Annotated in this window: 17 protein-coding genes; 10 read left to right on the top strand and 7 right to left on the bottom strand. The window is 58.8% G+C overall.

What is annotated here, in order from left to right; translation table 11 throughout:
* The first annotated feature begins 148 nt into the window (after nt 1-148).
* The 6 genes from CFB04_RS15920 (at nt 149) to CFB04_RS15895 (ending at nt 6,277) form a co-directional block, all read left to right on the top strand.
* Nucleotides 149-1,585 (top strand): DegQ family serine endoprotease, encoded by a 1,437-nt coding sequence (locus tag CFB04_RS15920; protein ID WP_088536311.1) that lies wholly within the window; start codon nt 149-151, stop codon nt 1,583-1,585.
* Nucleotides 1,586-1,720: 135 nt separating this feature from the next.
* Complete coding sequence (locus tag CFB04_RS15915; protein ID WP_088536310.1) at nt 1,721-1,984, top strand: hypothetical protein; 264 nt, start codon at nt 1,721-1,723, stop codon at nt 1,982-1,984.
* Between the two features lie 74 nt (nt 1,985-2,058).
* Nucleotides 2,059-3,045: an RluA family pseudouridine synthase gene (locus tag CFB04_RS15910; protein ID WP_088536309.1), complete on the top strand. Its 987-nt coding sequence runs from the start codon at nt 2,059-2,061 to the stop codon at nt 3,043-3,045.
* A 13-nt stretch (nt 3,046-3,058) separates the two neighbouring features.
* Complete coding sequence (pgeF, locus tag CFB04_RS15905; RefSeq protein WP_088536308.1) at nt 3,059-3,859, top strand: peptidoglycan editing factor PgeF; 801 nt, start codon at nt 3,059-3,061, stop codon at nt 3,857-3,859.
* Between the two features lie 159 nt (nt 3,860-4,018).
* On the top strand, nt 4,019-5,287 hold the full coding sequence (locus CFB04_RS15900) for an MFS transporter (RefSeq protein ID WP_231934235.1): 1,269 nt from the start codon (nt 4,019-4,021) through the stop codon (nt 5,285-5,287).
* 120 nt (nt 5,288-5,407) lie between these two features.
* Nucleotides 5,408-6,277, top strand: a complete 870-nt coding sequence (locus tag CFB04_RS15895) for a hypothetical protein (RefSeq protein WP_088536307.1) — start codon at nt 5,408-5,410, stop codon at nt 6,275-6,277.
* An 80-nt stretch (nt 6,278-6,357) separates the two neighbouring features.
* Here the strand turns inward: CFB04_RS15895 and lipA are convergent, their stop codons facing one another.
* The 7 genes from lipA to CFB04_RS15860 form a co-directional block, all read right to left on the bottom strand.
* Nucleotides 6,358-7,200: a lipoyl synthase gene (gene lipA / locus CFB04_RS15890; RefSeq protein ID WP_088536306.1), complete on the bottom strand. Its 843-nt coding sequence runs from the start codon at nt 7,198-7,200 to the stop codon at nt 6,358-6,360.
* Nucleotides 7,197-7,964: a lipoate--protein ligase family protein gene (locus tag CFB04_RS15885; protein WP_172825558.1), complete on the bottom strand. Its 768-nt coding sequence runs from the start codon at nt 7,962-7,964 to the stop codon at nt 7,197-7,199. The genes lipA and CFB04_RS15885 overlap by 4 nt, the downstream gene beginning before the upstream one ends.
* 75 nt (nt 7,965-8,039) lie before the next feature.
* Entirely contained in the window at nt 8,040-9,482 is a 1,443-nt protein-coding gene (gene gcvPB, locus CFB04_RS15880; protein WP_088536304.1) for an aminomethyl-transferring glycine dehydrogenase subunit GcvPB, read from the bottom strand.
* Nucleotides 9,479-10,810: an aminomethyl-transferring glycine dehydrogenase subunit GcvPA gene (gene gcvPA, locus CFB04_RS15875; RefSeq protein ID WP_088536303.1), complete on the bottom strand. Its 1,332-nt coding sequence runs from the start codon at nt 10,808-10,810 to the stop codon at nt 9,479-9,481. The genes gcvPB and gcvPA overlap by 4 nt, the downstream gene beginning before the upstream one ends.
* Nucleotides 10,807-11,181: a glycine cleavage system protein GcvH gene (gcvH, locus tag CFB04_RS15870; RefSeq protein WP_088536302.1), complete on the bottom strand. Its 375-nt coding sequence runs from the start codon at nt 11,179-11,181 to the stop codon at nt 10,807-10,809. The genes gcvPA and gcvH overlap by 4 nt, the downstream gene beginning before the upstream one ends.
* A gap of 54 nt (nt 11,182-11,235) precedes the next feature.
* On the bottom strand, nt 11,236-12,327 hold the full coding sequence (gcvT, locus tag CFB04_RS15865; protein ID WP_172825557.1) for a glycine cleavage system aminomethyltransferase GcvT: 1,092 nt from the start codon (nt 12,325-12,327) through the stop codon (nt 11,236-11,238).
* A gap of 79 nt (nt 12,328-12,406) precedes the next feature.
* Complete coding sequence (locus CFB04_RS15860) at nt 12,407-14,098, bottom strand: thiolase family protein (RefSeq protein WP_088536300.1); 1,692 nt, start codon at nt 14,096-14,098, stop codon at nt 12,407-12,409.
* Between the two features lie 179 nt (nt 14,099-14,277).
* Between CFB04_RS15860 and CFB04_RS15855 the strand changes: the two genes are divergently transcribed.
* The 4 genes from CFB04_RS15855 to CFB04_RS15840 all read left to right on the top strand — a co-directional run bounded on the left by CFB04_RS15855 (nt 14,278) and on the right by CFB04_RS15840 (nt 17,289).
* Complete coding sequence (locus CFB04_RS15855; protein ID WP_088536299.1) at nt 14,278-14,628, top strand: VOC family protein; 351 nt, start codon at nt 14,278-14,280, stop codon at nt 14,626-14,628.
* A 4-nt stretch (nt 14,629-14,632) separates the two neighbouring features.
* On the top strand, nt 14,633-15,109 hold the full coding sequence (locus CFB04_RS15850; protein ID WP_088536298.1) for a WbuC family cupin fold metalloprotein: 477 nt from the start codon (nt 14,633-14,635) through the stop codon (nt 15,107-15,109).
* Nucleotides 15,110-15,140: 31 nt separating this feature from the next.
* Nucleotides 15,141-15,764 (top strand): hypothetical protein, encoded by a 624-nt coding sequence (locus CFB04_RS15845; RefSeq protein ID WP_157698818.1) that lies wholly within the window; start codon nt 15,141-15,143, stop codon nt 15,762-15,764.
* Nucleotides 15,765-15,984: 220 nt separating this feature from the next.
* Complete coding sequence (locus CFB04_RS15840) at nt 15,985-17,289, top strand: pyridoxal phosphate-dependent aminotransferase (RefSeq protein WP_088536296.1); 1,305 nt, start codon at nt 15,985-15,987, stop codon at nt 17,287-17,289.
* Nucleotides 17,290-17,296: the final 7 nt, after the last annotated feature.

Here is a 17,296-nt window from a genome sequence, read left to right as displayed (position 1 = left end):
TTTCTCTTCCGGCAAGGAGAGCGCAAAGCATCTCGGAGCCGCCCCATACCGCGCGGAGCGGGGCACAAGGTCATGCCTGCCGGTTGACAACTAAACCTGTTTTGGCTAACCTACGGGCCTTGAACTTTAACTTAATGTGAGGCACTCCATGAACCGTAACATCTGGTGGATTACTCCGTTGATCGTGCTGGTGCTGCTCTCGGGCTGCAAGAAGAAGGAGGAGGCATACTTCTCTGAATCGAGCCGTCCGAGTACGAGCGAACCGCCCGTTAAAGAGGTTTCCAAAGACCTCCTCGCAACACAGCAGGGTTTTACTAATGTAGCCAAGAGCGTGACCCCTGCGGTCGTCAACATTTCCACGGTCAGCAAGAAGAAGCTGGTTCAGCCCTTCTTCGAATTCTCCCCCTTCTTCGACGACTTTTTCGGGGGGCAGATGCGCCCGCAGTACCGCCGCGACAAAAGCCTCGGATCCGGGTTCATCATCAACAAGGACGGGTATATCATAACCAACGACCATGTGGTGCGCGATGCGGAGAGCATCCAGGTTTCACTTTCCAACGATAAAACCTACATCGGCAAAGTGGTGGGGAGCGACCAGAAGACCGACATCGCCGTCATCAAGATCAACGCCAAGGAGCCGCTACCGACAGCGGTACTGGGCGACTCCGACAAGCTCCAGGTGGGACAGTGGGCTATCGCCATCGGCAACCCGTTCGGCCTGAACCGGACCGTCACGGTCGGTGTCGTCTCCGCTACCGGCCGCTCGAACATGGGAATAGAAACCTACGAGGACTTCATACAGACCGATACCTCCATAAATCCCGGAAATTCGGGGGGGCCGCTCCTCAACATCTATGGCGAGGTCATTGGCATCAATACCGCCATCGTAGCCGCCGGACAGGGGATAGGCTTCGCAATTCCGATCAACATGGCCAAACAGGTCGTGAACCAGCTTATCAAGAAGGGGAGCGTAACACGCGGGTGGCTCGGTGTCGCAATCCAGCCGGTAACTGAAGACATAGCCCGGTCCTTCGGGCTTGACCGGCCACGCGGCGCACTCGTTAGCGAGGTGATGGCCGGAAGCCCCGCCGAGAAAGGGGGCATCAGGCAGGGAGACATCATAATCCGGTTCGACGGTAAGGAGATCAAGGATGCGCATCAGCTGCAACTGGCGGCTGCGGACACGGCTGTCGGCAAGAAGGTAGCGGTGGAAGTCTATCGGGATGGAAAGCAGCAGAGCCTTTCGGTGACGGTGGCAAGCACGGAGAGCGCCGCAGGGGCACGTCCCAGCGTAGAGGAAGGGGCGTCTGCGGCAGGCTGGTTCGATATGGCGGTGGAGGAACTGCCGAGGCAATTGCGCGCAAAGGGCCTTTCCGGAGTGATGGTCACCGCTGTAGACCCTGAAGGAATTGCCGCAGACGCGGGGCTCCAGCAGGGGGACGTCATAGTATCGGTGAACAACAGGAAGATCAACTCTCTGGCCGAGTATGACAAATCCATGAAGGAAGTGGAACGGAAGGGATCCGTAGCTCTGCTGGTGCGGCGCGGCAACGCCAGCATCTACTTCGCTCTGCGGCTTCGCTGAGGGCTGTCGCCTGGCCCTCTGCCGCAGGAGAAATTCATAGTAATTTCCGCCGTTATTTGTATAATGTCTGCGCGATCAGCCATCTCGAGAAGGTCCATGAGGTTCTAGCAGAAAACAGCGGAGACCGGGGGTACCATGGAAACCATCACAAACCCCGATCAGGCCAGGCGGCTTGCGCGGGCGATCGTTTCGGACGTCGCCATCTACAACAGGGAGAAGGTCGAAGAAGGAATCAGGAACGATACCATCTTCGAAGTCCTTGCCGCAGAACTTGAGGAAGGGCGCCAGCATTTTCTGTCCCGCGTTTCGCCGGAGATTTCGGGAACCAACATCTACGATCTCGCAGTGGTGGACGTGCTGATCAAACGTGCCGGCAATATCGAATCATCAATCTGGTAACATAGCATTCGTCATACAGGGAAGCGGGGCGCGATACCGATCGCGCCTTCGCTGTTTCTGGAACTGGAAAGAAAGTGGAGAAACTGCAGCTGAAATACGAAGCGGGGGAAGAAACCGAGCGGCTCGACCAGTTCGTTGCACGTATGGTGGAAAACCTTACCCGCTCTGCAGCCACACGGCTGATCGAAACGGGGTTCGTGACCGTGAACGGCATGGTTCAGAAGCCATCCCTCAAGTTGAAGGGGGGTGAACTCATCGATGTGACGATTCCTCCCCCCGCACCGGCGGAGGCGGTTGCCGAAGAAATCCCGCTGGAGATCCTACATGAGGACTCCGACGTTGTTGTCATCAACAAGCCTGCAGGGATGACGGTTCATCCCGGCGCGGGACGCAACACCGGCACCCTCGTCAATGCCCTCCTCGGCCACTGCGACGATCTCTCGGGCATCGGAGGAGAGTTGCGACCCGGCATCGTCCACCGGATAGACAAGGATACGTCGGGTATATTGGTCGTCGCCAAGAATGATGCGGCTCACCGGTCCCTCGCCGAGCAATTTCGGGAACACACGGTGAAGCGCGTTTACCTCGCCCTCGTTTTCGGCTCACCCCGCCAGGACAAGGGACGAATAGAATCGGCCATCGGCCGGCACCCGGTCGAACGTAAAAAGATGTCCGGCAAGGCGCGGCACGGCAGGAATGCTGTTACGCACTGGCGCGTTCTTGCCCGCTACAGGGGGATCACTCTGATGAGCCTGCGCCTGGAAACGGGGCGGACCCACCAGATCAGGGTGCATCTGTCGGAAGCGGGATATCCGCTGGTAGGAGACGAGGTATACGGCGGGACAAGCAGGCTCGGAAACATTCAGGACCCACTCCTGCGAAAAATGGTAAAGCAGCTGGGAAGACAGGCGCTCCATGCAGCCACCCTGGGCTTCATCCACCCTTCAGATGCCTCTTACCGGGAATTTACGACCGATATGCCGGAGGATATGGCCCGGGTACTCCGCTACCTGCAGGAACAGGCTCAGGCTGCAGCCGGCACAGAATCACCTCTTTCCTGACAAGGAGCTTTTCATGGAAATCAGAAAGACCACCAGCAAAATACATTACCTTGAACCTGCCCTCTTTGCGGCAGCCGGAATTTCGACGCAAGGTTTCACCACCAGGCACGAAGGGGTATCACGCCCCCCCTACAACTCACTCAACCTCGGCACCAACACCAATGATTCGCCCCACAACGTCAAGGGAAACCGAAGCCTGCTGGCCCGAAGCTTCGGCGCAACCCTGGATCGACTCGTCACCGTCAGCCAGGTGCATGGCACCGATCTCCTCGTGATCGACTCTCCCAATCCCGATTTCGCCCATTTTCAGAAGCTGGAATGCGACGGGATAGTCACGAACCAGCCTGGGGTGATGATCGGGATCTGCGTCGCCGACTGTTTTCCTCTCCTTCTCCTGGACCCGAAGAAAGGTGTCGCCGCCGCCCTCCATGCAGGATGGAAGGGAACGGCCCACGGGATAGCCGGCAAAGGAGTGGGCGCCATGGCGGAAATCTTCGGTTCGCGTCCCGCCGACATTCTGGCTGCCGTCGGCCCCGGCATCGGTTCCTGCTGCTACGAGGTGGACGAACCGGTGCGTGAAGCGTTCGGGAAGAGCGGCCTTTCCTGGGAGATGATAACGAACGCTGCAGGGGATAAAAAGTGGAGTCTCGATCTGGAGGAAGCGAACCGTCAGCTTCTGCTGCGTTCAGGGGTGAGGGAGAGCAACATCGAAACTTCAGGCATGTGTGTCTCCTGCACCCCCGACCTCTTTTTCTCCTATCGCAGGGATAAGGGGGACACGGGGAGACAAATGGGTTTCATCATGCTCCGCTGAAGCCTTGGGAGGTTGCCGAAAAAGAGTCGTTTCGCCGCGTCCTAGAAACCTCATTGCGCGGCGGGTACCGCAGCTGGCCTCCGCGGCGCTTTCTGCGGGTGCGACAATCTGACTAATTTTGAATAATCCGGGTTTTTCTGCAACCTCTTAGAGGGTACCGTGAAACGCCGCAACATCTTTATCGTCCTCTCCTGCATGTACGTGCTCGCATATTTCTTTCGGGTCTCCATGGCGGTGGCTTCGAAGGATCTGAGCACCGAACTGAGGCTCGACGCCGTGCAGCTAGGCACCCTCTCGGGAGCCTTCTTTTACGCATTCGCGCTCGTGCAGATTCCCCTCGGGCCCCTCCTCGACCGGTTCGGGGGAAGGATAGTCATCAGCCTGACGGGCCTGTTGACCGCCGCGGGGGCATTTCTGCTTGCGGCGGCCCCCTCCTTCTACGCTGCATTGGCCGGGCGGATTCTTCTGGGAATGGGAAGCGCATGCGTTCTCATGGGCGCCCTCAAGATCTTCGGGAACTGGTACTCGCCCCGAGAATTCGCCACAATCTCCGGCCTCATCATAGCCATCGGCAATCTGGGAAACCTCGCCGCAACTGCTCCCCTTGCGGCGGCGATCGCACGGTTCGGCTGGAGGGAGCCATTTGTTGCAGCGGGTATAATCCAGGCGCTCGTGGTGCTTCTTGCCTACATGATCGTACGTGACCGTGACCCCGCCCAGCCTCATGGCTCCGCATCCACTGAACATGCGGGATTGTTACGGGGCTGGCACACCGTCTTCACGACCCCCTCCTTCTGGCTTCTCTCCCTGCTCTCCTTCTTCTGGTACGCAAACTACATGGCATTGCAGGGATTGTGGGGGGGGCCTTATCTCATGGACGCCCTTGGCTTCTCCCGTAAAGGAGCCGGAAGCATCCTCCTTTTCACCTCCGTCGGGTTTATTCTCGGCTGCACCTTTGTCGGAAAAATATCCGACCGGCTTCTGAAGTCCCGCAAATGGACCCTTCTCATCGGCCAAGCCCTTCTCCTGCTGCTGATGGCACTTTTTCTCGGGCCTGCGGAATCGATAGCACGCCCGGCACTCCCCGCCGTGTTTCTCGTCATCGGACTTGCCGTCTCGTCAGGCGTGGCCATCTATCCGATGGTCCGCGAAATGTTCCCCCAGGGAATCAGTGCCACCGCAATGACGGCGATGAACTTCTTCGTCCTGATGGGAGCGGCGACTGTGCAGCAGGCGATGGGTCGCATGATCGAGGGATATTCCCCCACCTCCGCCGGTTACCCCCCCGAGGCCTACCACACCGCATTTTTACTGCCGGTATGCGGGTTGGCCATTGCACTCTTTCTCTTCCTGTGGGTGAAGGACACCTCTCCCGACGGCGGTAGCGTAAGCAGCGCTCGTCCCAACTCGGACGGAAGCGGCAGCTAAACCTTCATGCACCCGCAGAACCTTCCGTCGAAATAATGATGGCCTTCGGAACGTCTGTTTGCTATAAAACGGCTGACGACCCGCCTGCAACCGTGAATTCCCACCGGGAGGAAGAGTAGCATGAAGAGAATTATCACCGCAGTCCTGCTGTCCTGCATCGCCGCTGTTACATCCGGATGTGCAACCAACTATTACAACGTGCCGCGGGAGACCTTCGAAAAGAAGGTGCGGGTACTGGGCGTGGCGCCCGTACTGCTCGACCCTGAATCGGACATCCGTCACCCGGAAAAAGAAAAGCTGCTTCCCATCCTCCAGGAGTTCAACAAGAAGAACGACCGGGAGCTGGTAGCACAGTGCAAGTCGAGCGGCACCTTTTATCTCGTCCAGCCCCTTTCCGTCGACCCGGACCAGCTCTTTGCCTCTCTCTTCTTCCGTCGGGAGCGGCGGGACGATGCAGGCATCGTCTACAACAAGTATTTTTTCAAGGGGCCGGAACTCAAGCAACTCATAGAGCAGAACAAAGTGGATGCCCTTCTGGTTGTCGTAATGAGCGGCCTTACCAAACATGGACGGCGCTACTCCAGTAACCTCATGCACTACCTGGAGACCGACTACAACAACCTGATACTGACGGCGCAGATCATCGACTCGGAAGGCTCGGTTCTCTGGGAGTATCCGAACTTCCGGCAGCGCAACCTTTCGTTCCCCACGTTCCTCGCCCTTCAGTATCCGGCTTTCGACGAAGCGGAAGCTAACGAGAGCGCAAAAGTAGATGTTCATTTCAAGACCATCGACGGCATAAGGAGATCTCTCGCCAAGGCGCAGAAATCATCGGTCCTTCCGAATGCGGCTGTCTCCCGTCTTTATGCCGATGCTTTCGATGAAATGGTATCGCTCCTAAAGCCGGAAAAGAACCTCCTGGACTTCAAGCAGAACAAAAAGAACTCCGACAAAGAAGGAGCCGAGCAGCGACAGCAGGAAACAAAATAGCGGTAACCGCCATAGACTAAAAAGCCCCGTATCCTAAAAGACACGGGGCTTTTTTCATCGTTCCGTCCGTCTGATTCACATTATCGGTAATGATCGGCATGGTAGGAACTGCGCACGTACGGCCCGCTCTCCACATGGCTGAACCCCCGCACAAGAGCCTCCTGACGGTACTTCTCGAATCGCTCCGGAGAAATGTATTCCTGGACGGGAAAGTGGTCACGGGTGGGGGCAAGGTACTGTCCCAGGCTCAACCATGTGCATCCCACGTTGCGCAGGTCGTCGAGCACCCGAAGAACCTCCTCCTCCGTTTCCCCCAGCCCCAGCATGATGCCGGACTTTGTCTTCAGCCCCGGGGCCTGCCCCCGAAGCATCGCAAGCACCTCCAGGGAGCGCCGGTAATCGGCACCCTTCCTGATCTCGTAAAGGCGGGGGACTGTCTCGACATTGTGCCCTACAATGTCGGGAGTGCTGGCGACGATGATCTCGATGCTCTCCCGGCTCCCGTCGAAGTCTGGGATAAGGAGCTCGACCTTCGTCGCGGGGGAGACTGCGCGAATCGCTACCACCGTGGCGGCGTAGAGAGCGGACCCCCCGTCAGGAAGGTCGTCCCTCGTGGGACTCGTCACCACAACGTGCCGAAGCCCCAGCCGTGTAACCGCCTCTGCAACCCTAGCCGGTTCCCCTGGGTCGGCGGGGAGCGGCTGCTCCTTCGTCACGTTGCAGAAGGTGCAGGCACGGGTGCAGCGGGCGCCGAGAATGAGAAAGGTGGCCTGCCCGCAGCGGAAGCACTCGGAGATGTTGGGGCACATCGCCTCGCGGCACACAGTGTTGAGCTTCAGGTCGCCGAGGAGCCGGTCCATCTCTGCGTGGGCCGCAGGGGATATTTTCTTCTGAAGCCATTCCGGCTTCCGGGTGATCTTCACGTCGGGAACGCCTCCCGCTTCTCCTGCGCCGTCAGTTCGTCCATTTGCAGTTCCACTCCCATTGCCTCAGCGAACGCATCCACCAGAAGTCGCTTCAATTCGTGCTCATCTCGTTCTATGCCAAGATCCGCCAGTGCCGCCACCCCTCTATCTATCCCTTCTGGCGGCTCACGCATGAAGGAGGCGCCCTTCTCGGCATAGTTCAGAAAGGGAATCGAGCCATGCTGGAAAATCGCCTGGCGCTGCCGTCTCTGTGCGTTGCCGCCGATCTTCCTTCCTCCGACAAGGATATCGTAGCTCTCCCTTCCCGCAAAGCAGAAGGGGGTCCGTGCGCCGAGGCGACCCCCCGCCGTCGGCAGGTCCACGGCGTAGGCTGGATCGAGGCCGAGCATCCGGTAGAAGCGAAGGAGAAAGGATGTCAGGACCCGGAAGGAATCCTTGACGGATGCGGAGTGCGGGATGTGGCGGGGTGCACAGACGATGGCGTAGGTGAGCTCGGCGGAGTGGTAGATAACCCCGCCGCCGGTTATCCGTTTTACAACCGCTATCCCTGCCGCCCGGCACTTCCCGGTGTCGAGGACCTCATCCGCCTCCTGAAACCGCCCCAGGGAGAGCGCCGGCGGAGCCCACCCGTAGAGACGGAGGACCGGCTCCGAGCGCTCGGGGTCGAAGCAGGCGAGGAGGGCCTCGTCCACCGCCATGTTAGCCGCGCCGTCCAGGGGACCGGTGTCTACTAACCGCCAGGTCTGCCGTGCTCTGTCCATCCGTTTCGCCGTCATGAAAAGAAAAGCGGCCCCGCGACTCATCGCGGGGCCGGCACTGCCGAAGCCGGGAAAATGTCAGCTGCCGAAGCAGACATTCTGCTCCCGCGCCGCCTTCGTTTCGTCGAGGCGTGACACCGGTGTTGTGAGAGGGGCCTCGTGGAGCTGTTCCGGGGCGGTGGCTGCCGTTTCCGCCGCCTCGATCATGACGGCGATGAATGAGTCCATCGTCTCCTTGCTCTCAGTCTCCGTCGGCTCGATCATGATCGCTTCCTTCACGATGAGGGGGAAGTAGACCGTCGGCGGGTGGTATCCCCTGTCGATGAGGTACTTGGCGATGTCGATGGCGTGCACCCCCTGCTTGAGCTGGCGGCTCGCGGAGAAGACGCACTCGTGCATGCAGGTCTGGTCGTAGGGGAGGTCGTAGTGATCTTTAAGGCGGCTCATCACGTAATTGGCGTTGAGCACCGCCTGCTCCGTCACGTCGATCAGCCCCTCCCTCCCCTGGATGAGGATGTAGGCGTACGCCTTGGCCATCACGCCGAAGTTGCCGAAGAAGTTGGCGGTGCGGCCGATGCTCTCCGGGTTCTCTGTCTCGAGTCCAAAGCTGCCGTTACCGCGCCTGATGACGCGTGGGGTGGGGAGAAAGGGCACGAGCGACTTCTTCACCCCAACCGGCCCGCTCCCGGGACCGCCGCCGCCGTGGGGGGTACCGAAGGTCTTGTGGAGGTTGACGTGGATCACGTCGAAGCCGACATCCCCCGGGCGGACCTTACCGAGAATTGCGTTCAGGTTCGCGCCGTCGTAATACATGAGGGCGTCGTGCTCGTGGGCGATGTCGCAGATCTCCTTGATGTGAGGGTTGAAGAGACCGAGGGTGTTCGGGCAGGTCATCATCACCGCTGCAACCTCGCCGTTCATCGCCTCGCGGAACTTCTCGATGTCCATGTCGCCGTAGGGGGCGGTGGGGATCGTGATGATCTCGTAGCCGACCATCGCCGCGCTGGCGGGATTCGTCCCGTGGGAGGAGTCAGGGACGACCACGTATTTCTTTCGGTTCCCCTTGGCGCGGTGATAGGCGGCAATGAGCATGATACCCGTCATCTCGCCGTGGGCCCCCGCCAGGGGCTGGCACGTCACCTCGTCCATCCCGGTTATCTCGGCAAGCTTCTCCGAGAGGTCGTGGATCATCTCGAGGGCGCCCTGGCAGTGTTCCTCACCGCCGGGGATAAGCGCCGTCATCGGATGGAGGGGGGCGAAGAGCCCCGCTGCATTCTCCAGGGCCTTGGCGTTGTACTTCATCGTGCAGGAGCCGAGGGGGTAAAAGTTAGTGTCCACCGAGAAGTTACGCCGGGAGAGATTGGTAAAGTGGCGCACCACGTCGAGCTCGCTCATCTCCGGGAGAGCGGGCGCCTCCCTGCGCAGGAGATTTTCCGGAAGCTCCGCGCCCCGCGGCACATCGGAAACGGGAAGCCTCACCCCCCGCCGACCGGGAACGGACTGTTCGTAGATCAGTTTCATAGTACACCCTCCACCTTCTGCGCGAGGAGGTCGATTTCCTCTTTCGTGCGCTGTTCCGTCACCGTGACGACCATGCAGCGCTCCATCTCCGGGTAGTGCGGCCCTAGGGGAACGCCAGCAGCAATCATATTCCCCATGAGTTTTTCAACGACTTCGGTCGCGTTGCGGGGAAGAGCCACGGTGAATTCGTTGAAGGTGGTGCCGACGTTGAGGACCGAGACGCCGCGGATGCCGGCGAACCTCTCCTTGGCGTACTCCGCCTTGTCGTAGTTGAGCCGGGCCAGCTCTGCAAATCCCTGCCGCCCAAGGCTCGCGAGGAAGACCAGTCCGCGCAGGGCGCAGAGGCTCTGGTTGCTGCAGATGTTGGAGGTCGCCTTGTGGCGCTTGATGTGCTGCTCCCGGGCCTGGAGGGTGAGGACGAAACCGCGCCGCCCCTCCCTGTCGACGGTCTCGCCAATGATCCGCCCCGGCATGTTCCGGATGAACTGTTTCGTTGTGGTGATGAAGCCGAAGGATGGACCGCCGAAACTGAGGGGATTGCCGAGACTCTGCCCGTCACCCACCGCAATGTCCGCCCCCATCTCGGCGGGGCTCTTCACGAGGCCCAGGGAAATCGGGTAGACGGAGGCGACGAGGAGCCCCCCCTTCCCGTGGATGGCCTCCGCCAGGTCCCCCAGATCATCGAGCGTTCCGAAGAAGTTCGGGTTCTGAACGAGAAGCGCCGCCGTGGTGTCGGTAATCGCCGCCCGGACGGCATCGCGGTCCGTTCCCCCTTCACGCGGCATCACCTCGACAATCTCCACGTCCATGTTAGCGAGGTAGGTACGCACAATCGCGCGGGTAGCGGGGTTGACTCCGCCGTCCACGACAAGCCTGCTTCTGCCGGTGATGCGCAGCGCCATCATTGCCGCCTCCGCGAGAGCCGTCCCGCCATCGTAGAGGGAGGCATTGCTCACCTCCATCCCGGTGAGCGCGCAGATGGCGCTCTGGTACTCGAAGAGGGCCTGGAGCGTCCCTTGGGAGCACTCGGGCTGGTACGGGGTGTAGGCGGTGTAGAACTCGGCGCGGCCGGAAAGGTGGTCGACGACGGCCGGGATGGCGTGGTCGTAGAAACCGCCGCCGACAAAGGGCGTCACGCACTGGGTGGCGCAGTCGGCCAGTTGCCTCATGCGGCGGAGCATCTCGAACTCGGACATGCCGGCGGGGAGATCGAACGACTTGGCCCGCAGCGCTGCCGGGATGGGAGCGAAGAGCTCTTCGATGCTCGCGACTCCGATGGCGGCGAGCATCTGCCGGATATCTTCCGGCGTATTCGGTGTATAGCTCATTCGAGGCCTCTGACGTATTCATCGTACTGCTCCCGGGTCATGAGCGACTCCAGCTCTCCCTGGTCGCTCATCTCGATCCACGCAATCCACCCGGCATCTTCGGCAGCTTCATTGACTATCTCTGGACGATCGTCCAGGGCATCGTTCACCTTGGTGACAGTCCCGGAAACGGGGGCATAGATATCGCTTGCCGCCTTCACCGACTCGATGGCGGCGAGGACGCCGAACTGCTTCACCGTCTTCCCCACCTGCGGCAGTTCCACGAAAGTAACGTCCCCGAGCTGCTTCGCAGCATACTCGCTGATGCCGACGGCGGCAACGCCGTCCTTGATCTTGACCCACTCATGTTCTTTGGTGAAATACATTTCCATTGGTGCACCCCCGTCGAATTAATAAGTTATGGAACAGAAACAAATGCGTATCTCTCAGGACCTTACCGACCCGCCTGTGAAGAAGGGAATGTCCACCACCTCTGCCTCGATGGAAACATTGCCCTGCCGGATGATCAGCGGCGTACCCAAAGTTGCCGCGCCGGGCGCGACATAACCCAGGCCTATACCGCACCCGAGCATGGGAGAAAAAACCCCGCTCGTGACGCTGCCGGTGAGTTTGCCGTTCTGGATTATCTCGTAATGATGGCGAGGAGAACGGCGGGAAGAACACCTGAAGGCGATCCTCGTGCGCGGCACCCCCTCATGCTGCTGTCGCAGGAGCACCTGCTTTCCGGGGAACTCCCTGCTCATGTCCACGAAAGCGCCCAGTCCTGCTTCGAAAGGGGTCGTCGTTTCGTCTATATCGCTTCCATAGAGGCTGTAGCCCACCTCAAGACGCAGCACGTCCCGTGCGCCGAGCCCCGCGGGCTTCACCCGCTCGTCGGAAAGAAGAAGGCTCCACAACTCCTCAACCTTTTCCGCAGGAAGAAATATTTCGTAACCAAGTTCGCCGGTATAGCCGGTGCGGCTTATGATAGCGTCCGCACCGAGAACATTCGTCCGTATGAACTTGAAATAAGGGATGCGTAATATCTCCTCCCCGAAATGAGCAACCATCACCTCCCGGGAAAGCGGGCCTTGAAGATCAAGTTTTCCGGTAACTGCGGAAATGTCGATGAAATCAGCGCCTGGTTTAAGCCGCGAGCGGATAACGGCGAAGTCGTTTTCGATGGTGGCCGCGTTGACGACTACCATCGCCTCATCCTCAGCGAGGCGGAATACGATGAGGTCGTCAATGATCCCTCCCTTTTCGTTGAGGAGGAAACCGTAGCGGGAACGGCCGACGGGAATTGACTTGACGGAGAATGTGAATACCTGCTCTATGCCCGAGGCCTCCAGATCTCCCCGCAGCAGGAACTCTCCCATGTGGCAGATGTCGAAAAGCGAAGCCTTTTCCCGGCACCACCGGTGCTCGGCGATGATCCCTTCATACTGGATCGGCATGTTCCAGCCGCCGAAGGGGGCCATCAGTGCGTTCAGGTTCTGATGCCGGACAAGGAGGGGCGTGCTTTTGAGTTCCATAATGGTGGCCTCCGGTAAAAAAACGTTCAGCAGGGAATGAGAAGTCTTTTCTCACCCCCTGCCGAGGAGGCAACAATGTAGATCATTTGCCTGTTTTTGTAAATATTTTACCAGGTATTTTCCAGGACGTACCGGAGGGGGATTCATCGCCGGTCTCGGACCTGCCCCCACCCTTCCCGGTGAGTCGTTTCCATCCGGTGCCGGCCATTTCAACGACTCCCGCGATGGTTTTCTGGTAGAAGCGCCGGACAGGCATGCGGTTAAGAAGTATTTCATTGTTGATGCGTTCCAGGCTGATTCTGTCGCCAGCGGCAAGGTGGCGCACCTGCTCGTAGTTCTCGCCGGGAATGCCGAAAAGAAAGCGATGGCTCTTGCCGTTAGCAGCCCGGCAGGAGACGATGACGACGACGCTTTCAGGTTCGCCGCTCTTGTAGTCGAAGCGGGTCGTGGCGGATACGAATGTCCCCTCAACGGCACCGCTTTCCGAAAGCAGCCGCTCCACCGTTACATCCTTCGGCTTCAGCTTCCCCAGCGAAGGGAGGCCCCACGGCTTGTACGGCTCGTGGCTGCGCCGTTCATAGTGCCCGGTCTGCTCCAGTAGAATCACGATGTTGTTGTTGATGGGCCCGCCTATGGAGTGGGAGAGTCCTGCTCTGAACTTTCCGTCGGCTATCATCCGATGGTTCTCCACCACCTGGATCATTCCCGTGGCACCGAGAGGATGCCCGCGCCCTTTGAGCCCACCAGTCAGATTGGTGGGGAACATACCATTTTCACCGGTAAGCTCGTCATCGAGAAGCGCATCGAGGAGCCGCCCCTGGGAAACGATTCCGAGGTCGACCATGTTGATCGGGCCGAAGCCGTTGAAGGGGTCATGCATATTGATGTGCATTTTTCCCGCGAAGGACCTGATATCCTTAACTCCCGCCATGCCGTATGCGGCCTCTGCGGCTGCAACCGTTGCGGGAAAGGAGTGAAAGTAGTTGCGGTCGGCGATGGTCGGGATGTCGGTTGCGCTTCCGATTCCGGTGACCATAACGTCCTGCGGTTCTGCGGTAAGGATGACCGCTGCGACGCCGTCGGACATGGGGCAGAAATCGTGGTAGCGCAGCGGCCACCAGTACCGGTAGTTCTTGCCGTTTACGATCTGCCGGTAATACTCCTCCACCGGAAGCTCGAAGCGGAGGTGAGCGTACGGGTTCCTGGAGGCGAATCGCTGGGCGCGCTGTGTAAGCAGGGAAGAAAAAGCCGTCCACTCCTCCATTGAGAGATTGAGCCGCTCCATGAGCGACCGTGCGACAAGAGCACCGCAGGCTGGCATCGTGAGGCCGAATTCGGCTTCGTCCCGGTCGATGACCCCGGCTACGATCCTGGTCGCGTCCGTCGTAGAGACATCACTCATCTTCTGGACGCCTATGGCCAGGACATGCTCGCTTCGCCCCGATGCCACCTCAAGATAGGCATTTTCGAATGCCGACGCCCCCGACGAGGAAGCTGTATCGATCAGGACGGAGCGTGCACCGGAGAGCCCCAGAATGCCGGCCACCTTGGCGGCAAGGTTATCAACACCCGAGAAGGCGGAAGGGTTCTGGCTTCCCACCACAACGGCCTCTATCTCACGCTGCCGAATTGGACTCTCCTTGAATATCTCGCCGGTTTTTTCCGCCAGATCCAGAAACGAGAGCGCCTCACGCTCCTTTCCGTTGTACCGTCCGACGGGGACCATAAAGGACGCGGCTACATAAACCTTCCTGGACTCAAATCTGCTGTTCATGAAATCCTCCCTCGCTTGCTGCCCCTATTGTAATTGACGCGACACCACCGGACAAGCGGGATCTAAAAAAAGGCTCATTACGTCAGATCAACCGTCACCCCGGAAAGGCAAAAACCCCTTGTCACGCCATGCCCCGTCTGCTATGAATGGAAAACTTCGAGAAAAATTTTGGAGCCTCTATGATCGACAAGATGAAAAACATCGTGGTCTTCGTTAAGGATTTCGAAGCCGCCAAACACTTCTACAAAGAAGTTCTTCAACTGCCCCTCGTCCAGGAATCGATGGCCATCATGGAGTTCTTCCCCGGCCCCACGACTCTCGGCATAGCCATGGCAATGCACGAGGCGGCGATGCCGCTCGTCGGAAGGCATACCGGAATTACCCTAACCGTGAAGGATATCGACGAATACTGCCGCCGCCTCTCGGAAGCAGGAGTGGAGTTCGCCGAACCTCTCGAAAAGACACCATGGGGGAAAATGGCGGTGGTAAAGGACCCGGACGGCAACCAGTTCGCTCTGGTCGAGGGGTAGCAGGATGAAGCCTCTTCTCGGCATCATCGACAGGGAACTTCTCGACGGCGTAACCCGGAAGGCCCGCCAGTCGCCACGCCTTCGCATGAATCACAACTTCCACCCTTCCGACGATTTCTGCAGCCATCGGTTCCTCAATGCGATCGAGCCCGGTTCATACATCCGTCCGCACCGGCACCTCGACCCGACAAAGGATGAATCGATCATCGTGGTGCGTGGGCAGGTCGGCGTCATCCAGTTTGACGAAGATGGAGCTATCGTGATGACGAAAGTAATGGTTGCCGGTGGAGATATCGTCGGGGTCGACATCCCTCACGGCACATTTCACACCTTCGTAAGCCTCGCTGAAGGTTCGGTCTTTTTCGAGGCGAAAGCAGGCCCTTTCCGTCCCATCGCGGAGGCGGAAAAGGCTCCATGGAGCCCTGTGGAAGGAAGCGCAGACGCCTCCTCCTATCTTTCATCGCTTTCCGCCATGTTTTGATTTCCTCCGTTCGCACGCACAGAGAATGATCTTGAAGAAGCGGATACTCCACCTCCCGGCCTGGCTGCTCATTTTTGTTGCGGCTTCCACAGTATGGGCTGCACCATCACCGCGTCCTTTCGCCGGCATCGGCATCCTCACAATTTCGCCCCTCAACCCCGCCCGTGCCGGAGATCCACCAGGCATTCCCATATACCAGGAACCCGGTGTCGCCCGCCTCGTCACCGCCACACCGACCGATATTCCCAACCTCGCACCTGCGGTACAGAACAGGGGGGATACCGTCCATGTAGCCGTCAACGAAAAGCGAGGGGACTGGCTCAATATCCATTATGACGATGCGGGACGTACAGGATGGATATTTTTCGAGCGCTCCTGGACCTTCATTACTTGGCCGGAGTTCCTCAAGGGACGAGCCATAACGGTTCTCCCGGGGCTGAGGAAAAATTACTACTCGCTCCTCGACCGCAATGCGGACACAGGTCATGTCGGAGCAGTGATCAACAGCACGATCCCGCTTCGGGTCGTGAAGGTTACGGACGACTGGTGCTACGTTATCACTGTCAGAGAAGGGTCGGGATGGCTCCGCTGGCGTGACCGGGACGGGCGCTTCCTGATCAGCGTCAACCCTCAATTCGACCCACAAAAGCATTGACTTCACATCTATGCTGTGTTATTCGACTTCCCATGAAAACCCGTATGATCGCAATCCAGGCACGAGCTATCAGCGCAGCGGCGTTTCACGCCGCAGGCTTGCCCTCTGCCTGAGAGTTGCACCTTTTGGATTGTAACCGGCCGTGGGTCCCCCCCACGGCCTTTTTCTTTTTCAGGATCACTGACTCAGTACTTGATTTAAATAACAGAGGAGAAAGAAGATGCGAAATGAACTGGTAATGCCTGGTGCCGGCGAGCTGACGTACGAAATCCGCAATATCGTCAACGTAGCGGAAAAGCTGCAGAAGCATGGAGTGAAAATAAACTGGGAGAACATCGGCGATCCTATCGTCAAAGGGGAAGTGATTCCCCAATGGATGAAGGAAATCGTGGCAAAGGAGGCTGTCAGCAACGACACCTATGGCTACTGCCATACCAGGGGGGTGCTGGAAACCCGCGAGTTCATATGTGATATGACCAACAGCCGCGGCGGTGCCCGCATAACCCCTGACGACATCATCTTCTTCAACGGGCTTGGGGACGCCATCGCCAAGGTCTACGGCAACCTCCGCCATGAAACCCGCATCCTGATGCCCTCACCGACCTACACGACCCATACCCTCGGCGAGTCTGGGCATGCCCTCGCCGCTCCCATCTGCTATCGGCTCAAGGCCGAGGACAACTGGTATCCCGACCTGGAGGACCTGTGCAACCACGTGAAGTACAATCCGCAGATCTCCGGAATCATGATCATCAACCCGGACAACCCGACAGGAATGGTGTATCCGGTTGAGACGTTGCGCCGTATTGTCGAGATCGCCAAGGAGTTCGACCTCTTCATCATCGCAGACGAGGTATATAACAACATCGTCTACAACGGCCAATCCACCGTACCCATTTCCGACGTCATCGGTGAGGTTCCCGCCATCGCCATGAAAGGAATATCGAAGGAATTCCCATGGCCCGGCTCCCGCTGCGGCTGGGTCGAAGTTTACAACTACGGTAAAGACATACGCTTCGACAAGTACATCAACTCGATCCTCACGTCGAAAATGAATGAAGTATGCTCGACAACTCTTCCACAGAAGACCATTCCGGCAATCATGTCACACCCGGAATACCCGGTCTATCTGGCGGAGCGAATCTCCCGCTACGAGCGGATGAGCAACATCACCTATGATTACCTGAAGGAGGTCCCAGGGCTCCTCGTCAACCGCACCAACGGGGCTTTCTATATGGCCGTCGCCTTCCGGGAAGGGCTTCTTAACAGTCGGCAGAGCTTGCCCATCGGCAACCCAGAAGTCAAGGAACTGGTCGAAGGCCTAGTCAATGCCGCGGGGACCTCTCCTGATAAGCGGTTCGTTTACTACGTCCTTGCCCACACCGGCATATGCGCCGTCCCCCTCTCCTCCTTCGCGACCCATCACCAGGGTTTCAGGGTAACCCTGCTGGAAAAGGATGAGCGGGAATGCGAGCGGATCTATAAAACACTCGCAGCCAAGATCAATGAGTACCTGAATTCGTAACAGCAAT

This window comes from Geobacter sp. DSM 9736 (assembly GCF_900187405.1).
GTDB lineage: Bacteria > Desulfobacterota > Desulfuromonadia > Geobacterales > Geobacteraceae > DSM-9736.
The sequence above is the reverse complement of the archived record's forward strand: the minus strand, read 5'-3'. Positions and strand labels throughout refer to the sequence as shown.

What these genes read in the sequence shown, in the direction of transcription:
- CFB04_RS15920 (WP_088536311.1), top strand. Translation starts at nt 149, where the DNA reads ATGAACCGTAACATCTGGTGGATTACTCCGTTGATCGTGCTGGTGCTG.
- CFB04_RS15915 (WP_088536310.1), top strand. Translation starts at nt 1,721, where the DNA reads ATGGAAACCATCACAAACCCCGATCAGGCCAGGCGGCTTGCGCGGGCG.
- pgeF (WP_088536308.1), top strand. Translation starts at nt 3,059, where the DNA reads ATGGAAATCAGAAAGACCACCAGCAAAATACATTACCTTGAACCTGCC.
- CFB04_RS15895 (WP_088536307.1), top strand. Translation starts at nt 5,408, where the DNA reads ATGAAGAGAATTATCACCGCAGTCCTGCTGTCCTGCATCGCCGCTGTT.
- CFB04_RS15885 (WP_172825558.1), bottom strand. Translation starts at nt 7,964, where the DNA reads ATGGACAGAGCACGGCAGACCTGGCGGTTAGTAGACACCGGTCCCCTG.
- gcvPB (WP_088536304.1), bottom strand. Translation starts at nt 9,482, where the DNA reads ATGAAACTGATCTACGAACAGTCCGTTCCCGGTCGGCGGGGGGTGAGG.
- gcvPA (WP_088536303.1), bottom strand. Translation starts at nt 10,810, where the DNA reads ATGAGCTATACACCGAATACGCCGGAAGATATCCGGCAGATGCTCGCC.
- gcvH (WP_088536302.1), bottom strand. Translation starts at nt 11,181, where the DNA reads ATGGAAATGTATTTCACCAAAGAACATGAGTGGGTCAAGATCAAGGAC.
- CFB04_RS15860 (WP_088536300.1), bottom strand. Translation starts at nt 14,098, where the DNA reads ATGAACAGCAGATTTGAGTCCAGGAAGGTTTATGTAGCCGCGTCCTTT.
- CFB04_RS15855 (WP_088536299.1), top strand. Translation starts at nt 14,278, where the DNA reads ATGATCGACAAGATGAAAAACATCGTGGTCTTCGTTAAGGATTTCGAA.
- CFB04_RS15850 (WP_088536298.1), top strand. Translation starts at nt 14,633, where the DNA reads ATGAAGCCTCTTCTCGGCATCATCGACAGGGAACTTCTCGACGGCGTA.
- CFB04_RS15840 (WP_088536296.1), top strand. Translation starts at nt 15,985, where the DNA reads ATGCGAAATGAACTGGTAATGCCTGGTGCCGGCGAGCTGACGTACGAA.